We start from the raw sequence: 20,521 nt of genomic DNA, 5'->3' as shown, positions 1-20,521 counted from the left end.
GATGCGATACCTTGGCCGCCGCCACCGCGGATCCCGGGTACCCGCCTTCGCTACGACTTCCGCGGATCGCGGATACCGGCTTCCAAGGAGGACCGAATGACCGACACCCTCGACCGTCCCGAACTCACCGCGCGGTTGTCCGACCAGTTCGACGCCCTCGCCGAACTGGTCGCCGACCTCGACGAGCAGCAGTGGCGGACACCCTCGCCGCTTCCGGGGTGGACCGTGTTCGATGTGCTGAGCCATGTGATCGGCACCGAGTCGCTGCTGCTCGGGGACAGGCCACCGGCCCGTGATCCGCAGGCGCCGGAGATCGATGTGGAGACGCTGCCGCACGTGCGCAACGAGATCGGCGCCCTCAACGAGATCTGGGTGCAGCGGCTACGACCACGCGCGGGCACCGAACTGCTCGATTTGTACCGCGCCGTGATCGACCGCCGCCGGGCCGCGCTCGCCGCCATGGACGATGCGGCGTGGTCGGCACCGTCACCGTCGCCTATCGGCGAGGTGCCCTACGCGCGGTTCATGCGGGTGCGCTTGTTCGACTGCTGGATGCACGAACTCGATATCGCCGACGCACTGGGGAAGCGGGTCGACGAGGGCGGCCCGCGGGCCGAGCTCGCCTTCGCCGAGTTCGCGCAGTCACTGCCCCGGGTGGTCGCGAAACGCGGTAGGGCGCCGGCGGGTTCACTGATCACCCTGGCACTCACCGGTCCGCTCACGCGGACCCTGCACATCGAGGTCGGTGACCGGGCACGCTATGTGGACACACCCGCCACCGAGCCCACCTTGACGCTGGAACTGGACTCGGGCCTACTGGTACGGCTGGGCGGTGGCCGGGTGGCTGCCGACTCGGCACTGGACCAAATCACCTTCCACGGGGACGCGGAGCTGGGCCGGCAGGTGGTCCGGAACCTGGCGTTCACCATCTGAGATGCGATTGTTCCTGGCGAGCTACCGATTCGGCGCTCATTACGACGTATTCGCTTCACTGGTCGGCGCCCCGGGCCCGATCGCGGTGATCGCCAATGCCTTCGACTCGTGGCCGCGGGGCCGTGCCGCCGCGTTGACCAGCGAACTGACCCCGTTGCGCGCACTCGGGTTCCGGCCCGAGGAGGTGGATCTGCGCGAATACGCCGGGCGCCCCGAGGAATTGCGCCGGCGGCTGGCGCGGTTCCCCGTCCTCTGGGTCCGCGGGGGCAATACCTTCGTCCTGCGGGCCCAGTTCGCGCGGAGCGGTGCGGACCTGGTGATCCCGGAATTACTGGCGTCGGATTCGGTGGTCTACGCGGGTTACAGCGCGGGCGCCTGTGTCCTGAGCCCGGACCTGCACGGTCTGGAGACCGCCGACGACCCCGCCGAGGTACGGCCGGCCTGCGGTATCGAACCGATCTGGGCGGGTCTCGGGGTGGTCGATCGGCCGATCGTGCCGCATCTGGACTCACCCACCGACCCCGAGCGGACGGGTAACGCCCTCGCCGACCGCCTCCGGGCGGCGGGCACACCGCATTGGGCGCTCACCGATGCCGATGTCGTGGTCCGCGACGGCGACGAAACCCGGGTCCACACGGGCTGATCGGCGATCGGCGGCGCCGGAAGACCACCCAGCGCATGGCCGAGTACATGTACACCGCCTCGCACACCCCGGCCAGCATGCGCGAGAGGTGGTACTGCACGCCGAGCGCGGCCAGTCCGGCACCGACGCCGAGAATGAAGGCCAGGTAGTTGATCAGCACGACGACGGTGTAGACCGCCGCCTGCCGCCCCGCCGGCGCGTGCGAGCGGAAATTCAACCGCCGGTTGAGATAGAACGCCAGCGCGAACGCGCAGACGTAGCCGACCGAGACCGACAACCCTCCCGGTAAGCCGAGTCCGCTGCGCATCCCGGTGAGGATCAGCAGGTCGACCCCGAAGGTGAAGCTGTTTATCAGCGCGAAACCGAGGAAGGTGGGGGCGACGACGCGGTCCAGGCCCCATGGCAGGCGCGCGACCACCCCGGCGCACCAGCGGGCGAACCGGATCTCCCACATATCAGCGTTCGTCGCCAGATCCTGCACGCCGCCAGCCTCGCAGGACCAGGTGTCCGGCAGGTGAGCGCGCGGCAAACCCACAGCTCGGGCGCTATTTTCCGGAGGAATGCCGCGATCCGGCCGGCGCGGCCAATTGCGATTACAGCAAAATTGTTTGCCAATTGATTCGAAGGTACGGATAGTCGGCGCGGAGGAGGTGGTCACGGTGACCGATGGTTTGGACAACGACTACGACGTGGTGGTGGCCGGTGGCGGGGCGGCCGGCCTGAACGGAGCGCTCATGCTGGCCCGGTCGCGGCGCAGCGTGGTGGTGATCGATGCGGGACACCCGCGCAACGCCCCCGCCGACGGCGTACACGGACTGCTGGCGCGCGACGGTACGCCGCCGGCGGAACTACTCGAGACCGGCCGCGCGGAGGTCCGCCGCTACGGCGGCCGGGTGGTGTCCGGGGAGATCACCGGCGCGGCCCGCGACGGTGACCGCTTCACGATCACGCTCGCCGACGGCCGCGCGGTCCGGGCGCGGCGGCTGCTGGTGACCACGGGATTGACCGACGAACTGCCCGAGGTCCCCGGCCTGCGCGAACGATGGGGCCGCGATGTGGTGCACTGCCCGTACTGCCACGGCTACGAGGTACGCGATCGGGCGATCGCCGTGCTGAGCCGCGGGCCGGTCTCCGCGCACCAGGTCCAGCTGTTCCGCCAGCTCAGCGACGATATCGTCTACTTCACCCATGACCAGCCCGAACCCGCTCCGGAAGTCGCCGAACGGCTCGCCGCGCGCGGGGTCCGCGTGGTGCCCGGCGAGGTGGCCGGAATCAAGATCGCCGACGACCGGATCACCGGCATCCGGCTCGCCGACGGCACCGTCGTCGCCCGGGATGTCGTCGCCGTGGGTACGCGAATGGTCGCCCACTCCGGATTCCTGGACGGCCTGGGCCTGGCGGCCACGGAGCATCCGGCCGGATTCGGCCGGTACATCCCGTGCGACGCCACCGGCCGCACCGAGGTGCCGGGGGTCTGGGCCGCCGGGAATGTGACCGATCTGTCCGCACAGGTCGGTGCGGCCGCCGCGGCCGGCGCGACGGCCGGTGCGCAGATCAATGCCGATCTCGTGGAGGAGGAATTCGATACCGCGGTCGCCGCCGCGCGCGACGGGTTCCCGGCGACCGCGGCGGCCGAGCTCGCGCACTCGGTGAACGGTGCCCGCGACCACGGCCTGTGACAACCGGGGTCCGGTCTGCGCGGACGGGGCCCCAGCCGGGCCGCGAGCGGTTAGCGTTGGGGCGTGGACCTGCGTGAATTGATCGACCTCCTGCCCGCCGGCGCGGTGCTCACCGATCCCGATGTGCTCGCCGGGTACCGGCAGGACTGGGCGAAGGACCCGGCGGCGGGGACACCGCTGGCCGTGGTCCGCGCCACCGGCACCACCGATGTGTGCGCGACGCTGCGCTGGGCCGACGAGCACCGGATCCCGGTGGTCCCGCGCGGCGCCGGCTCCGGCCTGTCCGGCGGGGCGACCGCGGTGGACGGCGGAATCGTGCTGAGCACCGAGCGGATGCGCGGTATCGCCATCGACCCGGTCACCCGAACCGCGGTCGTCGGCCCCGGGTTGCTCAATGCCGAGGTCAAACGGGCGGCCGCCGAACACGGACTCTGGTATCCCCCCGACCCCTCGTCGTTCGAGATGTGCTCGATCGGTGGTAACGCCGCCACCAACGCGGGTGGCCTGTGCTGCGTCAAATACGGCGTGACCACTGACTATGTCCTGGGTATGGAGGTCGTGCTGGCCGACGGCACCGCGGTGCGGCTGGGCGGCCCGCGGCTGAAGGATTCGGCCGGGCTGTCGCTGACCAAGATGTTCGTCGGCAGCGAGGGCACCCTCGGCGTCATCACCGAACTCACCTTGCGGCTCCTGCCCGCGCAACCGGTGCAGAGCACCGTGGTCGCGTCCTTCGCCACACTCGGCGCGGCCACCGAGGCGATCCTCGCCGTCACCGGCGCGCTGCGCCCGGCCATGCTGGAGTTCATGGATTCCGTCGCCATCAACGCGGTGGAGGACGAACTGCGAATGGGCCTGGACCGCGACGCCGCCGCCCTGCTGGTGGCCCGGTCCGACGCGCCCGGAGACCACGCCGCGCAGGAGGCCCGGATCATGCTCGAGGCCTGCCGGGCCGCCGGGGCCACCGAGGCGTTCCATACCGCCGACCCGGAGGAGGGCGAAGCCTTCACCGCGGCCCGCCGCTACGCGATCCCCGCGGTCGAACGGCTCGGCCCGCTACTGCTCGAGGATGTCGGGGTGCCGCTACCCCGGCTCGGCGACCTGGTCACCGGTATCGCCGAGATCGCCCGGCGCAACGACGTCACGGTGTCGGTGATCGCGCACGCCGGGGACGGCAACACCCATCCGCTGATCGTGCACGATCCGTCCGATCCGGACGAGACCGAACGCGCGCACCGCGCCTTCGGCGAGATCATGGCACTGGCCATCACCCTCGGCGGCACCATCACCGGCGAACACGGTGTGGGCCGCCTCAAGAAAGCGTGGCTCCCGGATCAGCTGGGCCCCGAGGTGATGGACCTGACCAGGCGAATCAAGACGGCCCTCGACCCGCACGGCATTCTCAACCCCGGCGCTGTCCTCTGAACACCGGAACAAACCGCACCGGGCCCGCCGTTCCACCGAAGGTGAGTACCGAACTGCGACACAATGCCGACGACACCCGCTTCGAGATCTACCTGGACGGAACGCTCGCGGGCTATGCCGACTACGCGGAGACGGAGTCGCCGAAGGTCCGCAACTTCCACCACACCATCACCTTCCCCGAGTTCCGGGGCCGGGGTGTGGCCGCACAGGTGGTGAAGTACGCGCTGGACGAGACCCGCGACGCGGGCTTCGCGGTCGCGGCCACTTGCTGGTACGTCGACGACTACATCGGTGCCCATCCGGAGTACGCCGACCTGGTCCATCGCTGAGCCCGCGCACCCGATATCGCGCCCGGCGGGCCGGGCGCGGTGACGCCGGTGCTCAGTTCCCGGTCTCGTCCAGGATCCACTGACCGTAGGCGGGGTTCACCCCTGCCACCGGTACCGCGACGACCTGGGGAACCTCGTCGGGGTGCTCGGAGTTGGCGCGTTCGACGATCTCGGGCAGCAGCGAGGCCCGGGTGTGCAGTACGACCACGGCCTCGGAGGCATCCTCCACCGCGCCCTCCCACCGGTAGATCGATCGCACATCGGGGAAGATGTTCCCGCACGCCGCCAACCGATCCGTGACGAGCCGATGGGTGAACTCCGCCAGCCATTCTTCGTCGGGTCCACTGATGGTCACGTCCACAAGATCGGTATCGCTCACGACGTACATGATCCTCGACTTCCTCCCCACGCCTGAAGGCGGGGGACTCCAACCTCACGGTTGGGTTTTCCTGTTTCACCGACCGTTGCCTCCTCGCCTCGGCCGCGAGGCGGTCGCACACCATCTCCGCAGGCAGATGGTCACGGCGCCGATCTGCGATAGGGGCGTGGACCCGCGCGACCTTCACACGTGCGGCGAGATGTTCACCGGGGTCGTCGAAGCTCCCGCCCCGTTTCCCGTGGAGATCGATCTCGGCCGGATCCGAGCCGCCGCGGGGGATCACAGGCCGAATGCACGTCCTACCCGGTCCGCCGCGTCGTGCTCGGTCATTGATCCGTCGACCTCGAGCACGGGCAACCCGAGCCCGGCCGTTTCGGCACGCAGCCTGTCGGTGAAAATCTTGTCGCGCCCCAGCAGGTTCCGCCGCGCGCGGGCGGGGGCGCTGGTCCGGCGTGGGATCTCCCAGCCGCGGCCGGCGAAGACTTTGCGGCGGAACAGCGGTGACGGCAGCAGCCAGATCGCCCGAGCCGGGTCGGCGAGCAGCGGCACCACCAGGTTCGGCAGCAGGCGGAACCCTTCGGCCACGGTGCGTTCGGAGATGGCCAGCAGGTCGTCGACGATCGCACCGAAACGCTCGCCCCGGAACCAGTGAAATGTCTCGAACATCGTCTCCGGAGTCCGGTGCACCCAGCGCTCGTCCATGCTCATGGCCAGGAACTCCGCCAGGTACGGCGCGTCGGCGGGCGTGCCGCGCTCCGCGTGCTCGGACATGGCGTCATCGGTCGAGTACACCCGCAGGCCGTACCGTGCGGCGAGCGCGGCCGCGACGGCCGACTTCCCGGCGCCACTTCCCCCGCCGATCCAATAGACGTGCCGCAGTCGCGACCGGAGTTCGGCCGGGTCGTCGGACCGCCTATGCGCACCGGATGTCATCCATCCCATTGTGCGCCCATCCGGCAGTACCGGCGGGCCGAACCACACCGCATGCCACAGTCAGCTTGTTCTGCCTGCGATTGCCGGGTCGAGCCCTGGATCCACCTCGGGATGCTCGCCACCTCGACCACCGCGGGCCGGTACCGCTGCCCGGAAACGCTGCATTGCCTGCACGGGACGACCGTGCTGGACGGCAGAGTGGCCGAACACTGGCGCAATGTCCCCGGTGAATGCCCCTGGGTGGGGATGAAGGCCACCGAGTACGCCGAGTGTCCACTCGGCCACCGGCCGTGGATCACTTCGCGTCAACTGCGCGGCGCCGTCCATCGCGATAGCGGCGGTGCGATCACCGTCATCGGCTGCCCCGGGCTGTGCCCCGTCCGCAATGTCACCGTCGTGGACGGCGTCGTCAGCGAACATCTGCGCGACAGTCGCACCGTGTGCCCGTGGTCCGGTACGAGGATAGTGTCCAGGGACTTCCCCCCACCCCTACTCTTGAGGGTCCGGGAACATCCGCGAGAAAAGTCACGCTAAGGAGTTATCGCAGATAGTGGCGCGCTATGTGCGGCAGTTCAAGCACCGAACAGGCGCAGATGACCTCGTCGCGGGATCCACTCGCGAAACTATGTGCGATAGCGCCTGATCACGATCACGGAAACATGGTCTCCAGTACGGAATGAGTCGCTACCGGTACTTTTCTCGCCGGTGCTCCTCGACCCCCGTAACCCATACGTGCCAGTGAGCGTGTCGTAAAACGATGCATTCTTGAACATCGCGAGAAACAATCATCGCTGGTCAACGATCTTTAGAAGCGGCTACCCGTCCAAGAATGACCGGTTCTTGAACACAGCGCGGCTGGGAGAAAGGCCCCGAGAGGCGCTGGCGCCGGACCGGGATTCAGGCGAGTGGGTTGGTCGAGAAGTCGATCTGACGCCGGGCGTTGGACAGGGTGGTGACCACGCAGGTGCCGACGGGCCCGGTGCGGTCGTAGAGTGTGGCGGCGCCGATGGAGATCCCCGCCGAAGCGATGATGTTGTCGGCGCGCAGTCCGAGTTCGTAGCCGATCGGGAGCCGGGAGAGGTTTACGGTGACATCGGCGTTGATGTAGCCGGCGCCCTCTGTTCCCCAATGGCACAGGTGGTTGGTGGCGTCGCCCATGATCGCGGCGCGCTGGAACGCGGTGATCGGCTCGCCGGCGATCAGCGGCGGCATGCTCTGCCAGGTGATCTTGCGGTCGGCGTTCTGGTTCGCGCCGAAATCGGAGGTCCAGTCACGGTCACCGCTTTTGAACAGCGGCGGGGAACCTTCTGGGGACATGCAGCCCTCCGGTGGCACGGGCAACTCTTCGGAAGGACTCCATACTTCCCCCGGCGGTTCGGCGCCGCGGGTCAGGAATATAGCCGAGGCCCGGACCCGGTCCTGGCCGTCCTGCACGAGGGCGGTATCGGCGACGGTTATCCGTGACCCGCGGCGGACCACGGTACTGCGCATCTCGAAGGGCGCGTTGAGCACCGGCTGGTAGAGGTCCGCGGTGAGCCGGGCCGGAACGAAGCCGTCAGGGCAGTGGCCCTCCAGCTCCCGGGCCAGCAGACCGCACACCCCGGTCCCGCTCAGGTTCGCCGGCGCCCACAAACTGATCGCCAGCTTCTCCGCGACGAGTTGATCACCTTGGCTGTCGAAGAAACTCACCATTTGTGGCCTGTCCCCCTTCGGACTGTCTGTTCGAAAATCCTGGAGTGGAACACGTTACAGCTGTCACTATGATGCTGCGCGCCACCTTGGCACTCGGTGCAGTCCACGGCCATTGTTCAAAAACTGATCGTTTATTGAACACTCGGCCTGAAACCGGCTCCGGCGCGAGAACGCCCAGGTCGCCCGAAAACGGTGACTGTTCAAAAAACGTGTCGTAAAGTCCGCGTGTTCAACAACTTGACATGACCCTTTTATGTACGATTCGGGGGTGACGGACACCGATGCGCTCGAACCGCTTTCCCTCGACGGTGATGCCCTGGATCCGATCGGCGGGGGAGGCGCTCTGATCGGTTACGCCCGGGTTTCGACCCGGGACCAGAACCTGGATCGGCAGACCCGGGCGTTGAAGGCGGCGGGGTGCAAGAAGGTGTTCGCCGACAAGAAGTCCGGGAAGGACATCGAGCGCGAGCAACTGGCGAAGTGCTTGGACTACATGCGCGCCGGCGACACCCTCGTCGTCGCCTCGCTGGACCGGCTCGGCCGCTCCTTGCAGGACCTGATCTCGATCGTGGCCGACCTGCGCCGCCGCGGGATCGGATTCCGGTCGCTGCACGAAGCGCTCGACACTACTACTCCCGGCGGGCGGCTGGTGTTCCATGTCTTCGCCGCGCTGGCCGAGTTCATCCGCGAACTGATCGTCGACGGCACCCACGAAGGCCTCGCCGCGGCCCGCGCCCGCGGCCAGCGCCTCGGCCGGCCACCGGCCATGAGCGAGGAGCAGATCCGGCAGGCACGCGCGCTGCTGACCCGGCCGGATGAGTCGGTGTCCTCGATCGCGCGGCTGCTCGGGGTCTCGCGGACGACGCTGTACAAGTACATGCCGGAACTTACGGCCAAGAAATGACCTCCGGTCAAGACAGTTCGCGTCCTTCCCTGGACCGAACACCGAACCTGTCGCCGGTCCGCCGAGGAGCGGCCTCCTCCTGGAAGGCCGGGGATGCCTACGCCGAGACCCACCACACGGCGAATCGTGCAGTGACGACCATCACAGTATTGACCGGAACCGGTGTTGCAGTTCGTGAGTCAAAGGTATTGGAAGTCAAAAGAATCAGTTGTCCGCCTGTAGGTCGAAACCGCCGACAGGCCGAGAAGGGGGTCACATATGCGGAACATGATGATCGGGGCGCTGCTCATTGCGGCAAGTGCCACGTTCGGGTCGGTCGGGGTGGCATCGGCGGTAGGCAACGGACCCGTGAGCCCGGCCTCGACCGCGGCGACCGTGCCGGGAGGCGAGCTCTCGTTCATCGCGAACTGCTCGCGCGCGGCCGGTTTCACCAGCCACGGTCGCGATCAGGCGCAGAAGCGCGGCATCTCCGAAGACATGATCAATCAGGCCATCCAGTCGGGATCGCGTTCCAAAGGGAACAGCAAAGGGACGACGAAGTACAAGGGGACCAAGGTCTGGGTGGTCTTGAATACCCGTTGCGCAGTCGTGAGCACAGGCTGGAACTGATCCCGGACGTCGACACGCTGGGAGAGACAGGAGTATTTCGAACATGCATGTGACATACGATCCCGATGCCGATGCCGCCTATATCGCGTTGAAGCAGCCCATCGGTGCCGGTGAGGCTGTACGACAGCAGAACATACCGATCGACAATGCCGAAGTAGTCCTGGATTTCGACGTGGATGGCCGGCTGCTCGGTATAGAGATCATCGGAGCGGGCGCAGTTCTGCCGGCACAAGCACTGGAGACGGCACAGCACCCGAGCTGACCCACTGCAGGCTTGACCCAAGACGAGGAGTTGGGCGGCACCCGTATCGGGTGCCGCCCAACTCCTTATTTCTGCTGTTCAAGGATGCTTTGGAAGAGCATCCTCGCGGCCAGGCACATGGGGTCCAGATTCGCGAAAAGTCGCGCTAAGGCGCGACTGCCGCAGATAAGGGCTCGTTATCTGCGGTACCTGCTTAGCGCCGGATTCCGCGGAGATGCACCACCCGGGACTCCTCGCGCCGCCGGGCCCAGGCACGCGCCGGCGACTCCGGAAATTATCTGCGTCAGTGCCCGCCGCGCCCCTCGGATTGATAGCTAAACCGCTTAGCGTGACTTTTCGCGAATCTGGACCCCGCACCCCGTCTACCCGGGATAACCGGAGCTCACCCCGGCGGTTCAGCTTCCGCCGGCACCAGAACCGTCAGCGGCATCGAGAATGGATAGCGACCCGGCGCATCCGGATTATCGGACTCGATCACCGCCCGCCCCTCGTCGGGATCGACCTCCCGCACGACGAAGACCGACGCCCCGGACTCACCGATGCGCACCTTGTCGCCGACTTCGATCACGGACCGGAGTTTAATCGAAAGCGTGTTCGAATCTTGGTCCGATGAGTTCTCCGCGCCCCTGCGGCGTGTCCTCGACCCACCGATCCCGGTCCTGGTGGACTGGGCCGTCGCGCTCGGAGGTGAGATGGGTAGAGGGTTCCGCCGTGATGAGGTCTCGATGCGCGCCAAGCGCGCCGGCCTCGACACGACCGCCACGGTGCCCGGACAGTTGCACGCCTGGGCAAGAGCCACTTCTCTGCACTCTGCAAGTCGGGCAAATAGCTCTAGTGCGGTCGTCGTTGGTTGGTCGCCTCACGGTTAGCATCCTTGGTCGTGACCGTCAGTAAAGATCGTGTGCGGGTGTCTGTTCCGGACTCGATGCCACAGGGGGATAAGCGAGCCGGTGTAGCGGCCGGGCGACAGTTCAGGGTGTGGGCTGTTGTGGCGGCAGTTGTCGCGGTCCTGGCTGCGGTCTCGGTTCCCTTCCTTCCGGTGGAGCAGGAGCAGGCGCGGGTGTCGTGGCCGCAGGGGTCGGCATTGTCGTCGGTGGCCGTGCCGCTGGTGTCTTATGCCGCGGATGAGGTGTCGGCCGAGATTCCCTGCGCGGCAGTCGATGCAGTGGCCGGCGATGGTGGCGTGGTGGTCTCGACGGTTCCTCGGCAGTCGCCGGAGGCGGAACGTTACGGGCTGGTCGTGAAGGCAGTCGCCGACACGGCGGATCGCCCGGGGAGGGTTGATGTCGTCTCACGGGGCACCCTGTTGTGGTCGGCGCCGTTGAACCAGGTACGTGGCCAGGCGTGCACGTTGTCACTGCGTGTGGATCGTGCGGGAGCGGCGGTGTCCATCGGCGGTGGCTTGGTCGATAAGAGCGAACGACACGAGGGTGATCTGCGTCCGCAAGTGGTGGGTGTGTTCACGGATCTGACCGGTGCACCGATCCCGGGGATGCAGGCCGAGGTGCTGGTGGATTCCCGGTTCTCCTCGTCGCCGTCGCTGCTGAAGCTGACGGTGATGGGGGTGTGCTTGGCGGCGACGCTGGCCGCGCTGGTGCTGCTGTATCGGCTCGACGGACCGCGGCGGGCCCGTGCGGGGCGCGTTCTGCCTGCACGTTGGTGGCGGTTGGATCCGGTGGATGTGGTGGTGGTCGCGACGCTGGGGGTGTGGCACTTCATCGGCAACAACACCTCCGATGACGGCTACCAGCTCGGTATGGCCCGGGCCTCGGACAGTTCGGGGTATATGGCGAACTACTTCCGATGGTTCGGTGTGCCCGAGGCGCCGTTCGGCACGCCGTACTACGACCTGCTCGCCGCTATGGCCAAGGTGTCGGCGGTCAGCCCGTGGGTTCGGCTGCCTGCGTTGCTGGCCGGACTGCTGACCTGGTGGGTGATCAGTCGAGAAGTGATTCCCCGACTCGGCGTGGCTGTGAAGAGCAGCCGTGTGGCGGTCTGGACCGGCGCCGCTGTCTTTCTGGCATTCTGGATGCCTTTCAACAACGGGCTGCGCCCCGAACCGATCGTGGCCCTCGGGATCCTGCTGACGTGGTGCTCGATGGAGCGGGCCATCGCGACCCGGCGGGTGTTCCCGGCCGCGGTCGCGCTGATCGTGGCAGCCCTCACCCTCACCGTCGGCCCCTCCGGCGTGATCTGCTTCGCAGTGCTCATCGCCGGCGCGCGCCGCCTCGTCGTGATCATCACCGACCGCGCTCGCACCACCGGCTACCTGCCGCTGCTGGCACCGCTGGCGGCTGCCGGGCTGGTCGTGCTCACCGCGGTATTCGCCGACCAGACTGTGGCCGCAGTGCGGGAAATGACCCACGTGCACAGCCTGATCGGGCCCGGAGAACCGTGGTTCTTCGAGTACCTGCGCTATCAGTGGCTGCTGCAGATCAACGCCGATGGCTGGCTGACCCGCCGCTTCGGGGTGTTCGTCATGGTGGCCGGGCTGGTGGTGTGCGTCGTGGCGATGCTGCGCCGCGGCGGCCACCTCCCAGGCACTGCGGCCGGCCCCTCGCAGCGCCTGGTCGGCGTCACGGTCGGGGCGATGATTCTGATGATGTTCACCCCCACCAAGTGGACGCACCACTTCGGTGTTTATGCAGGGTTGGCCGGGGCAATCGCCGCGCTGACCGCGGTCGCAGCCGGCCCGGCGGTGATGCGGTCACCGCGTAACCGCGCCTTGTTCGCTGCCGCGGTGTTCTTTCTGCTGTCGATGTCGTTTGTCGGCGCCAACGGATACTGGTATGCCTCATCGTGGGGTGTGCCGTGGGGCGATATCCCGCCCGAGATCGCCGGCAAGGGCCTATCCACTGTCGCCGCCGGCGCCGCGGTGGTGTGTCTGGTGCTGGCCGCTTGGTTCCACATCCGCCCGCACACAACCCCACCACAGCCACGCTCGCTCACTGTCCGTGCGGCTCGGATCCCGGTGCTGCTACTGGTCGCCGCCGCGATGGTGGCCTTTCAGCTGCTGTCGATGACCAAAGCCGCCTTCGCCCAGCACGGCTCCTACTCGATCGCCGCCTCCAACCTGGCCGCTCTCGACAACGGATGCGGCCTGGCCGACAAGGTACTGGTCGAAACCGACCCGAACGCATCCATGCTCACCCCCGTGACCGGCGATATCGCGACCGCATTGGCCGCGACGACCGCGACCGGTTTCACCGCCAACGGCGTCTCCGGCGACCTCACCTCCGACGAGGTGGAGTCCACTACGGGGCTGGCGAACTCGGTCGACGACCCCAACGACTCCACCGATACCGACCGCACTGCCGTTCCCGCCGGATCCGAGACCGGCACCCCGCGCGGGACCGGGGTCAACGGCAGCGATGTCCCGCTGCCGTTCGGGCTCGACCCCGCCCTTACCCCGGTGCTCGGCAGCTATCAGGCCGGTGAACAGGCCCCTGCAGAGCTGGTCAGCGGCTGGTACCAGTTGCCAGAAGCTACCGGCGCCGACTCGGGCCAGATCATCGCTATCACCGCCGCCGGCCGGATCCGGTCCACCGATGAGGACGGCATCGTCACCGGCGGCCAAGACCTCGTCGTCGAAGCCGGCCGGAGCCAGGCCGACGGCACCATCACTACTCTCGCGGCGATCGAACCGATCGATATCGGCCCGGTACCGTCCTGGCGCAACCTACGGGTGCCTCTCGATCAACTCCCCGGCGACGCCGACGTCATCCGGATCGTCGCCACCGATAAGGACCTGGCGCCCGACCAGTGGCTGGCAGTCACTCCGCCCCGCGTGCCGCAGACACGCACGCTCAACGCCGTACTCGGCACACAGACCCCAGTACTACTCGACTGGGAAGTCGGACTGCACTTCCCCTGCCAGCAGCTCATGCCTACCCGCGGCGGCGTCGCCACCCCACCCGAATACCGGATCCTTCCCGACCGCAGCGGCGCCACCATCACCAACCTGTGGCAAGGCCGCGACGGTGGCGGTCCACTGGGCTGGACCCAGCTCCTGCTTTCCGCCGAGACCCTGCCCACCTACCTCGACAACGACTGGCACCGCGACTGGGGATCCCTCGAGCGCTACACCTATCTGGACCCGACCACCAATCCGGCCCACGTCACCTTCGACCGCATGCAGCGATCCGGCACCTGGACTCCAGGCCCCATCAGCACCGCGTTCTGAAAGGGTCGCGGGACCTGACCCGCGGAGGCGTAGTGGCGCGTGTCAGCGGTCGGGCTGTCGAAGAGCCGGTGTGCCGAGGTCGCTGATGCGGGTGGTCAAGCGGTTCGCTTCGTCGCGTTTGCTGCGCAGGAAGGTCAGGGTGAGGTCGATTCCTTCGATTTCGCCGAGCCAGCCTTCGTGATGCGCCTGCTGGCGTCGGTGCTGGAGGTCGGTTTCGATGTCGGTGAGTCGGGTGATCATCTTCGGGTCGATTCGGAGCATGGGGCACCGGATGCAGGCGTGTTCGTGGCTGCACGGTGTGGCGTAGGGGCGACCGCAAGATCCGAGTTCGACTTTGCGTTTGTCGAAATGCTCTTCGAATTCCGCCCATTCCTGGGTGGTGACCGTCCGGTACTCCTCGGCGGGCCGCAGCGCTCTTCTGCGTTGCAGGTGGGCTTGGTAGTGACGGGTGACATCCTCTTCGAAGACAGCGACGTATCCGCGGGTGGTGTCGAGATCGAGGTGGCCCAGCAGTGCTGCGCCGATGTGGATGGGCAGGCCGTTGTTCATCAGATCGGTGGCGAACAGACGCCGGAAGTCATGGGGACGAAAATGGATCCCGGTGAATCGAGGGTCGGTTTCGGCCAGATCCGTGCAGACTTTGCGGATACTGGTTCCGATCGCGCCGGTGGTCATCACCTCCCGGCGTTGCCCGAGACAACGCTGGAACAAGAATGGCTGCGGCTCGCTGGTGACGCGTTCATAGTCGTCGTACCGGGTGGCCAGCGGCACCGACTTGTGCTCGCCCGTGACACGGCGGATGACGCATGCGATGACGTGGAACAACTCGGCCGACATCGGGATAACGCGCTCCCTATCGGACTTCGACGGTGCCACCACAAGCAGCGCGATCACTTCCCCGTTCGGTCGTTGATACTGGCGCACACTCAACTGCGACAACTCGGTGAGCTCCTCGATACGCATGCCGCTGTAGCGGAGGGTTTCGATGGTCGCCCATGTCCAGAATGCGGCGTCCTCGTATAAGCCCACATCGATCGTCCTACCGAATCGCGGACTCCGCACATGCACGCCGGGTCGGTCGCCGTTTCGGATCAGCTGAGCATCGCCCCTGGTGATGACTCGGGTGTAGCTGTGCCCGTCCTGGCTGAACTGCTCTCCATGACCAGCCGCAGAGGCACGTTCGAGGACCTGTCGCCAGTGCTGGTTTCTGCTCTCGACGTAGTCGACGAGGACGGGAAGCAGAGGCTGCAGGGCGCGGATCTGATCGTGGGTCTTCTCCTGGGTCCGACGCTTATGCGCAGCCAACGGCCGCATCTCGCTTCGCGGAATGGGACACGGTGCGGACCAGCGGGCCCACCGCTCGGGTTCGTCGACCGCCCACGCCTGAATATCGGAGTACAACGCCTGCACTGCGCTCAGAATGATCCAGGGCCCCGACCTGGGTTTGCCGTCCTCGCGAAACGCGAGGGTGGCACGCCATCGCCGATAGATCTCCTCGGTCAAGCGCAGGTCGACCTGGTCTGGGTTGATTTCCTCGATGACCTTCCAGAACAACCTGACCACGCTGGTGGCCGTCATGGACAGTGTCGAGTACTCAACATCGGATGCCCGCCGGTCGAGGTAGTCGATGAACATCTGCCGGATCACCGGATCAGCGACCTGGTTCCGATCGACCATCTCGGTCGTGGTGAGCTGCGGCGAGCGGAGCGCACCACGCAGAGTCGAGGGTGTGGCCGGCGAAAAGTGACCCACCGAGTGCATCACCTGCCAGGCCAGGTGGCCGACGTACTTGCCGACGTGCAGACCGGTGCGGCTGGTGCATTCTCGGGTGTGCTGTGCGTAGTGCAGGAACGCCTCCGGAGTCAGATCGGAAAACGGGATCCCCTGGACGGTCATGGCTGTGCAGGCATCGCGGATCGCCCAGCTCTTGAATGTGGCAGTGGAGACCGTGGCCTCCACCGCCGCGACGTAGGCATCAAGTGCAGGATCGGCCTCCGCGACCACGAACTGCTCGACGTATCTGCCGAACTTGTTCGCCCGGAACGCGGGCAGAGTCGGCCGGATGATCCGCAGGGCATACATTGCTCCGAGTGCCTGGCCGAAGTGGGCACGGGGACTGTCACTCTTGATGAGGTCGGCCAGCGAAGCGGATCGAGTGTTGAGCTCGCTCATCTCCCAACGCTGCTGCCACGTCTGACCGGGGTGCTGCAGAAGATACTCGGTCAGCAGCCGGAATCCACGGTCCCGGGCCACACAGCGGCTGACCGGATGAGGCCACAGCCGATGAGTGACCTCATAGAGCGTGGTCAGCGATGCATCGCTCAGGTCACCATGCCGGCGCAAAGACCGAGGCGCCGCGGGTGCCGCCACCACGGTCGGCCTGATGAATCTCGTGCTCCGGACACTCGCGGGCTTCTGCCTCACCCGCACCGGACGGTCCAATCGGACCCTACTCACCGAACACCGTCGCGATGTCCTCGGCCGAATAACCAGTGACGAACCTCTTGGCCGGGCGAGGCCGCGCGTAATGCTCCTGCATCTTGTCGTGCAGCTCCTCGATCCGCGGGAGCAAGTACGTTTCCGTGGTCGACAGATGTCGATGCCGCAACACCGTCTGCACCTCGGGCAGCGTCAGCTCGGGATCCCTCGCCATGCGTGTCGCAGCGGTATGCCGAATATCGTGAAAGGTCCAGTTCGTGCCGAGGAGATCATTGGCCCGTTGCATCACCCGCCGCAGTGCCCAATACGTCAGAGGGCGAGGCTCTCCACGCACTGTCCGCCAGACCCGCTCATTGGGCCCTGGAGTCCCGCATCGGGCGAAGTACCGCGCCAGGTAGTCGAAAGACTCCGGCGATGCGGGTACCGCCGAAAGCTCCCGGCTCCCCTTCGACACGACCCAGATCCGCCGCTCTCCCCACTCGACATGCTCCCCGCACATACCCAGCAGCTCGCTGGCCCGGGCCCCGGACGAGACGGCGAACTCAAGGAGCGCTCGATCGCGGTCATGAGTCATCACAGCGAACAGCCTCGACCAGGCCGCATCCGGAATCGATCTCGGTGCCTGCTGTGGCTGCTTCTGCCGCATCGGTGCCCGGCGGAACCGATGCGGCCGATCAAGCAGATTCCGACGCTGCGCGCGACGGCGATCCGGCGAAGACGGCACCGGATTGACCAGCGGCCCACGACCGAACATGCGATGAAACTCGTAAAACCCCGACACCACGGTCAACGCATGATTGATCGTCGCGGGAGCATACCCCGCCCGTAGCACCGGCTTTCCGGTCCTGAGGTTGACAGACCCCGGCTGGACCGCAGATCGGGCCGAACGCCGGCGCTGCGGATTCACCGCCGAACGTAGCCATCCCACCATCAACGCGACCTCCTCCCGCGTCGCACGATCCCAGCGCACACCCACCACAACCAGGACCTTCCACCACCGCAGCAGATCGTGGGCATAAGACCGAACGGTCAAAGGACTGACATCGGATAAGACCAGACTCGACAGATACGAGGAAACAGGCTCGACCTCCGCCCCCTCGATGACGACCACGTAGGGCACCACGCTGGCCGCATGGACCCTCCGAACGATCCCGACGGGTGGTAGCTCCACTCGACCCTCACGAAGCGCTCGCCTCAGCTCATCCATTCAATGCACCCCACAGCGTCGATCCTGAAAGCCGCCAACGGAAGTGCAGTTAACAGGACGACCGGCGGCTGGATCGGGTACGTGCATCTCGCGATCCCGACCGGAAACCGCGGCGGCTACGTCGAAACCCGCCAGTGGTGCCCCGCCCACGCGCTGACGAAAAACGAATCGGCAGCGGAAGCGTAGGCCGAGGGGCCGCGAAGCAGCTTCAGACGCCTTTGGGGCCTTTGCCGTCCCGGATCTTGGCGATGTACTCGCGGCTGAACTCCGCGGCTCGCGCGATCGCCGACGGTCCGACATCGGCGGCGAGAGCTGCCCGGATCGCGTCGAACAGGGCGGTCCGAGCCTCGACGTAGTGGCCGCGGGCTGCCCGGATCGCGGCGAGATGATCGTCGGCGTCGGTCATGCCACCACCGTAGCAATATTGTTCGCGAACTTTGTTGACATACCCGAAGACCCTACCTAACGTGAATTAAGTACGCGAACTTTGTTCGCGAACTTAATTCACCTCTGGTTTGGAGTCTCGATGACGACCACGTCCCCCCACTACACCCCCACCGAACCGCGCTACTACGTCTCTGCGCCTATCGCGCCGAACCTCTGCGACCGGATCGTGCGCGAGGAGCACGCCGATATCGCGCTCGCGGTGACCTTCGCCCTGGAAGCGGTGTACGCCCGCAACCTCGGGCACCATCGCCGGGCCCGCCGCATGGCCGCGGTCGCGGACCGTTCGGCGCGGGCCTGCCGCCCCGAACTCCTCGCTGTCGAGCTGTCGGCGCTGCGCGCGGTCCTGGCCGGCGAGCCGATCACCACGGCGCCGATCTGGGGCGATACCTCCGAGATCCTGGTCGCCCGCGCGCACTGCCGCCTGATGTGGTTGCGCGAGCAGCTGCTCAGCCCCGCACCGGCGGTCACCGAGTGGTACCTGCGGGCCGCACGGTCCTGGCACGGACGGCTGCTCGGCGCCCGCCGGCTGCGCCAGTACCTGCTGTCCTACGGCATCGACCCGACCAAGGCCGCGGCGCTGGCCGCGCTCGACGAGCAGCGCCGCGACGGCCTGTACGGGCCGATCCTGTCTGCGCAGGGCTACTACAACTACGTCGGCGTCACCGAGGCCCGCACCGGGCTGTACATGCGCACCGAGGCCGCCACCTCCCTCGCTGAACTCGTCCCGACCCACCCGCTGCGCCCCAGCGAGACCAGCACCCTGGAACACGCGTGGCTCGACCTCAGCGAGTGGGAAGACCCCCGCCCTGCCCGGCTGATCGCCGTGCTGGACAGCTGGATCGCCCGCGCCCAGGCCGAGGTCCGGTCATGAGCCTGCGATCGACGGTGTACTTCGCCGGATTCGGCGGCGACTCGCTCGGCTGGGAGGAAGTCCCCGGTATCGAACTGGCGCTCGCGGCCAACCACAACCCCGAATGCGTCGACATCCACTCCTTGAATTTCCCCACCGCCGATCACCTCCCGCCGGGTGATGTGGAGGAGATCGACCTGGCGAAACTGCCCTACAGCGAACTGTTCTGGGCTTCGCCGGCGTGCCCGGCGTGGACCGACGCCAAGGGCAAGAAACGGTATTTCGACAAGTCCAACCAGTACCCCCTGCTCAGCGACGACGAACTCGGCTGCGTCATCGACGATCCGGCAGAAACCCGCTCCCGGGCGCTGATCGAGCAGATCCCGCGCTACCTGCGGGCGATGGCCGGCCGCGGTACCCCGGTACTCGGCGGGGTCATGGAAAACGTGGTGCAGTGCCGCCGCTGGGACCAGTGGAACCGCTGGATCAGCGAGATCGAGGAGATCGGCTACGAAACCCGGGTGATTGCGCTGAACTCCGCGCATGTGGTCCCTCGCGCCGCTCTGACCGCGCCCCAGTCGCGAGACCGGCTCTACGTCGCCTACTGGCTCAAGTCCCTCGGACGGCGCCCGGACTGGGATAAGTGGCTGCGCCCGAAAGCCTGGTGCAGCACGTGCGACAACGTCGTGGATGCAGTGCAGACCTGGAAGAAGGCCGGGATCGATATGGGCCGCTACGGGCACCGTCACGGCCAGTACGTCTACCGCTGCCCGTCCAAGTCCTGCCGGTTCGCGCTCGTGGAGCCGATCACCGCACCCGCATCCGACGCGATCGACTGGAGCATCGATCCCGGCGAGCGCATCGGTGAGCGCGAAGATCCGCTGGCCCCCGCGACGATGGAACGGATCCGGCTCGGCCTGCAACGGTATGCCCGCGAACCGTTCCTCGCCCCCGCCGGCGGGACCTGGCGCACCGACCCGACCCCGCTGTCGGCGCCGATGCCCACACGCACCACCCGCGAATCCGACGGGCTGGTGCTGCCGCCGATGGTCGTCCAGACCAGCAAACGATCCACCCAGATCGCACGCACCGTGCACGCGGTGATGCCGACCCAGACCACACGCCGGGAACTGGCGATGGTGATCCCACCATTCCTCACCACCCTGCGCGGCGGCGGCTCCAAGGCCTCCTCCTACGGGGTCGGCGACCCGCTGGCCACGTTCTCCGCGAACGGGTTCCACCACGGCCTGGTGCAGCCACCCGGATCCGAGGCCGTGCGAGACCAGATGCTCGTGCCCTACCACCGCACCGGTGTAGCGCGGCCGGTGACAGAGCCCCTGGGCACCGTGACCACCCACGATCGTCACGGGCTGCTCGGCATCGCCCCGGAGCGGATCATCGAAGAGTGCACGTTCCGGATGCTGGAGACCTCGGAGATCCGGCGCGGGATGGCCTTCCCCGACTCCTACCGGATCACCCCGGGCATGGCCAAGCGCACCCAAGCCCGCGGGTTCGGCAATGCGGTCACCCCACCGAGCGCGGAAGTGATCGGCTGCGCCCTGGTCGAAGCCATCACCGGCGAGACCATCGAACGCTACGCACCCGAGTAG

20 protein-coding genes are annotated in these 20,521 nt (G+C 67.0%); 12 read left to right on the top strand and 8 right to left on the bottom strand.

Features of this window, described 5'->3' with window-relative positions:
* The first annotated feature begins 96 nt into the window (after positions 1-96).
* Positions 97-933 carry a maleylpyruvate isomerase family mycothiol-dependent enzyme gene (locus NGR01S_RS09550; protein ID WP_063035816.1) on the top strand — a complete coding sequence of 279 codons (837 nt, stop codon included), beginning with the start codon at positions 97-99 and terminating at the stop codon, positions 931-933.
* A 1-nt stretch (position 934) separates the two neighbouring features.
* Positions 935-1,576, top strand: coding sequence for a Type 1 glutamine amidotransferase-like domain-containing protein (locus NGR01S_RS09545; protein WP_063035815.1), 642 nt, complete (start codon positions 935-937; stop codon positions 1,574-1,576).
* Here NGR01S_RS09545 and NGR01S_RS09540 read toward each other — a convergent pair.
* On the bottom strand, positions 1,518-2,030 hold the full coding sequence (locus tag NGR01S_RS09540) for a GtrA family protein (RefSeq protein WP_063035873.1): 513 nt from the start codon (positions 2,028-2,030) through the stop codon (positions 1,518-1,520). The genes NGR01S_RS09545 and NGR01S_RS09540 overlap by 59 nt on opposite strands.
* A gap of 205 nt (positions 2,031-2,235) precedes the next feature.
* Between NGR01S_RS09540 and NGR01S_RS09535 the strand changes: the two genes are divergently transcribed.
* The 3 genes from NGR01S_RS09535 to NGR01S_RS09525 all read left to right on the top strand — a co-directional run bounded on the left by NGR01S_RS09535 (position 2,236) and on the right by NGR01S_RS09525 (position 5,006).
* Positions 2,236-3,255, top strand: coding sequence for an NAD(P)/FAD-dependent oxidoreductase (locus NGR01S_RS09535; protein ID WP_063035872.1), 1,020 nt, complete (start codon positions 2,236-2,238; stop codon positions 3,253-3,255).
* Between the two features lie 63 nt (positions 3,256-3,318).
* Positions 3,319-4,677: an FAD-binding oxidoreductase gene (locus NGR01S_RS09530; protein ID WP_063035814.1), complete on the top strand. Its 1,359-nt coding sequence runs from the start codon at positions 3,319-3,321 to the stop codon at positions 4,675-4,677.
* 41 nt (positions 4,678-4,718) lie between these two features.
* Positions 4,719-5,006 carry a GNAT family N-acetyltransferase gene (locus tag NGR01S_RS09525; protein ID WP_063035813.1) on the top strand — a complete coding sequence of 96 codons (288 nt, stop codon included), beginning with the start codon at positions 4,719-4,721 and terminating at the stop codon, positions 5,004-5,006.
* A 52-nt stretch (positions 5,007-5,058) separates the two neighbouring features.
* On the opposite strand, the gene cutA is transcribed toward NGR01S_RS09525, so the two are convergent.
* Complete coding sequence (gene cutA / locus NGR01S_RS09520) at positions 5,059-5,385, bottom strand: divalent-cation tolerance protein CutA (protein ID WP_245664510.1); 327 nt, start codon at positions 5,383-5,385, stop codon at positions 5,059-5,061.
* Positions 5,386-5,664: 279 nt separating this feature from the next.
* Positions 5,665-6,318 carry a hypothetical protein gene (locus tag NGR01S_RS09515; protein ID WP_063035871.1) on the bottom strand — a complete coding sequence of 218 codons (654 nt, stop codon included), beginning with the start codon at positions 6,316-6,318 and terminating at the stop codon, positions 5,665-5,667.
* 111 nt (positions 6,319-6,429) lie between these two features.
* Between NGR01S_RS09515 and NGR01S_RS09510 the strand changes: the two genes are divergently transcribed.
* Positions 6,430-6,852, top strand: coding sequence for a hypothetical protein (locus NGR01S_RS09510; RefSeq protein ID WP_063035811.1), 423 nt, complete (start codon positions 6,430-6,432; stop codon positions 6,850-6,852).
* Positions 6,853-7,215: 363 nt separating this feature from the next.
* Here NGR01S_RS09510 and NGR01S_RS09505 read toward each other — a convergent pair whose 3' ends face one another.
* Positions 7,216-8,010 carry an acyl-CoA thioesterase domain-containing protein gene (locus tag NGR01S_RS09505; protein ID WP_063035810.1) on the bottom strand — a complete coding sequence of 265 codons (795 nt, stop codon included), beginning with the start codon at positions 8,008-8,010 and terminating at the stop codon, positions 7,216-7,218.
* Positions 8,011-8,278: 268 nt separating this feature from the next.
* On the opposite strand from NGR01S_RS09505, the gene NGR01S_RS09500 reads away from it, so the two are divergent.
* The 3 genes from NGR01S_RS09500 to NGR01S_RS09490 all read left to right on the top strand — a co-directional run bounded on the left by NGR01S_RS09500 (position 8,279) and on the right by NGR01S_RS09490 (position 9,785).
* Entirely contained in the window at positions 8,279-8,914 is a 636-nt protein-coding gene (locus tag NGR01S_RS09500; RefSeq protein WP_373861402.1) for a recombinase family protein, read from the top strand.
* 258 nt (positions 8,915-9,172) lie between these two features.
* A complete protein-coding gene (locus NGR01S_RS09495; RefSeq protein ID WP_063035808.1) occupies positions 9,173-9,523 on the top strand; it encodes a DUF4258 domain-containing protein in 351 nt (116 codons plus the stop codon).
* Between the two features lie 43 nt (positions 9,524-9,566).
* On the top strand, positions 9,567-9,785 hold the full coding sequence (locus NGR01S_RS09490) for a DUF2283 domain-containing protein (protein WP_063035807.1): 219 nt from the start codon (positions 9,567-9,569) through the stop codon (positions 9,783-9,785).
* 382 nt (positions 9,786-10,167) lie between these two features.
* On the opposite strand, the gene NGR01S_RS09485 is transcribed toward NGR01S_RS09490, so the two are convergent.
* The gene (locus NGR01S_RS09485) at positions 10,168-10,353 is read right to left on the bottom strand and encodes a hypothetical protein (RefSeq protein ID WP_245664509.1); all 186 of its coding nucleotides are present in this window, start codon (positions 10,351-10,353) and stop codon (positions 10,168-10,170) included.
* Between the two features lie 357 nt (positions 10,354-10,710).
* Between NGR01S_RS09485 and NGR01S_RS09480 the strand changes: the two genes are divergently transcribed.
* Entirely contained in the window at positions 10,711-13,968 is a 3,258-nt protein-coding gene (locus tag NGR01S_RS09480) for an arabinosyltransferase domain-containing protein (RefSeq protein WP_063035806.1), read from the top strand.
* 42 nt (positions 13,969-14,010) lie between these two features.
* Here NGR01S_RS09480 and NGR01S_RS09475 read toward each other — a convergent pair whose 3' ends face one another.
* The 3 genes from NGR01S_RS09475 to NGR01S_RS09465 all read right to left on the bottom strand — a co-directional run bounded on the left by NGR01S_RS09475 (position 14,011) and on the right by NGR01S_RS09465 (position 18,020).
* Positions 14,011-16,140 (bottom strand): tyrosine-type recombinase/integrase, encoded by a 2,130-nt coding sequence (locus NGR01S_RS09475; RefSeq protein ID WP_157107182.1) that lies wholly within the window; start codon positions 16,138-16,140, stop codon positions 14,011-14,013.
* Positions 16,141-16,417: 277 nt separating this feature from the next.
* On the bottom strand, positions 16,418-17,518 hold the full coding sequence (locus tag NGR01S_RS09470) for a tyrosine-type recombinase/integrase (protein WP_218020751.1): 1,101 nt from the start codon (positions 17,516-17,518) through the stop codon (positions 16,418-16,420).
* A gap of 304 nt (positions 17,519-17,822) precedes the next feature.
* Positions 17,823-18,020: a hypothetical protein gene (locus NGR01S_RS09465; protein WP_063035804.1), complete on the bottom strand. Its 198-nt coding sequence runs from the start codon at positions 18,018-18,020 to the stop codon at positions 17,823-17,825.
* 120 nt (positions 18,021-18,140) lie between these two features.
* On the opposite strand from NGR01S_RS09465, the gene NGR01S_RS09460 reads away from it, so the two are divergent.
* Both NGR01S_RS09460 and NGR01S_RS09455 read left to right on the top strand, forming a co-directional pair.
* Positions 18,141-18,932 (top strand): hypothetical protein, encoded by a 792-nt coding sequence (locus NGR01S_RS09460; protein ID WP_063035803.1) that lies wholly within the window; start codon positions 18,141-18,143, stop codon positions 18,930-18,932.
* On the top strand, positions 18,929-20,521 hold the full coding sequence (locus NGR01S_RS09455) for a DNA cytosine methyltransferase (RefSeq protein WP_063035802.1): 1,593 nt from the start codon (positions 18,929-18,931) through the stop codon (positions 20,519-20,521). The genes NGR01S_RS09460 and NGR01S_RS09455 overlap by 4 nt, the downstream gene beginning before the upstream one ends.

The sequence above is a fragment of the Nocardia grenadensis NBRC 108939 genome (assembly GCF_001613445.1).
GTDB lineage: Bacteria > Actinomycetota > Actinomycetes > Mycobacteriales > Mycobacteriaceae > Nocardia > Nocardia grenadensis.
This window is presented reverse-complemented; position numbering and strand designations above follow the sequence as displayed.

Coding starts and splice junctions, on each gene's coding strand:
- NGR01S_RS09550 (WP_063035816.1), top strand. CDS start 97: ATGACCGACACCCTCGACCGTCCCGAACTCACCGCGCGGTTGTCCGAC.
- NGR01S_RS09475 (WP_157107182.1), bottom strand. CDS start 16,140: ATGAGCGAGCTCAACACTCGATCCGCTTCGCTGGCCGACCTCATCAAG.
- NGR01S_RS09540 (WP_063035873.1), bottom strand. CDS start 2,030: ATGTGGGAGATCCGGTTCGCCCGCTGGTGCGCCGGGGTGGTCGCGCGC.
- NGR01S_RS09490 (WP_063035807.1), top strand. CDS start 9,567: ATGCATGTGACATACGATCCCGATGCCGATGCCGCCTATATCGCGTTG.
- NGR01S_RS09515 (WP_063035871.1), bottom strand. CDS start 6,318: ATGACATCCGGTGCGCATAGGCGGTCCGACGACCCGGCCGAACTCCGG.
- NGR01S_RS09495 (WP_063035808.1), top strand. CDS start 9,173: ATGCGGAACATGATGATCGGGGCGCTGCTCATTGCGGCAAGTGCCACG.
- NGR01S_RS09455 (WP_063035802.1), top strand. CDS start 18,929: ATGAGCCTGCGATCGACGGTGTACTTCGCCGGATTCGGCGGCGACTCG.
- NGR01S_RS09510 (WP_063035811.1), top strand. CDS start 6,430: ATGCTCGCCACCTCGACCACCGCGGGCCGGTACCGCTGCCCGGAAACG.
- NGR01S_RS09460 (WP_063035803.1), top strand. CDS start 18,141: ATGACGACCACGTCCCCCCACTACACCCCCACCGAACCGCGCTACTAC.
- NGR01S_RS09505 (WP_063035810.1), bottom strand. CDS start 8,010: ATGGTGAGTTTCTTCGACAGCCAAGGTGATCAACTCGTCGCGGAGAAG.
- NGR01S_RS09545 (WP_063035815.1), top strand. CDS start 935: ATGCGATTGTTCCTGGCGAGCTACCGATTCGGCGCTCATTACGACGTA.
- NGR01S_RS09465 (WP_063035804.1), bottom strand. CDS start 18,020: ATGACCGACGCCGACGATCATCTCGCCGCGATCCGGGCAGCCCGCGGC.
- NGR01S_RS09480 (WP_063035806.1), top strand. CDS start 10,711: ATGCCACAGGGGGATAAGCGAGCCGGTGTAGCGGCCGGGCGACAGTTC.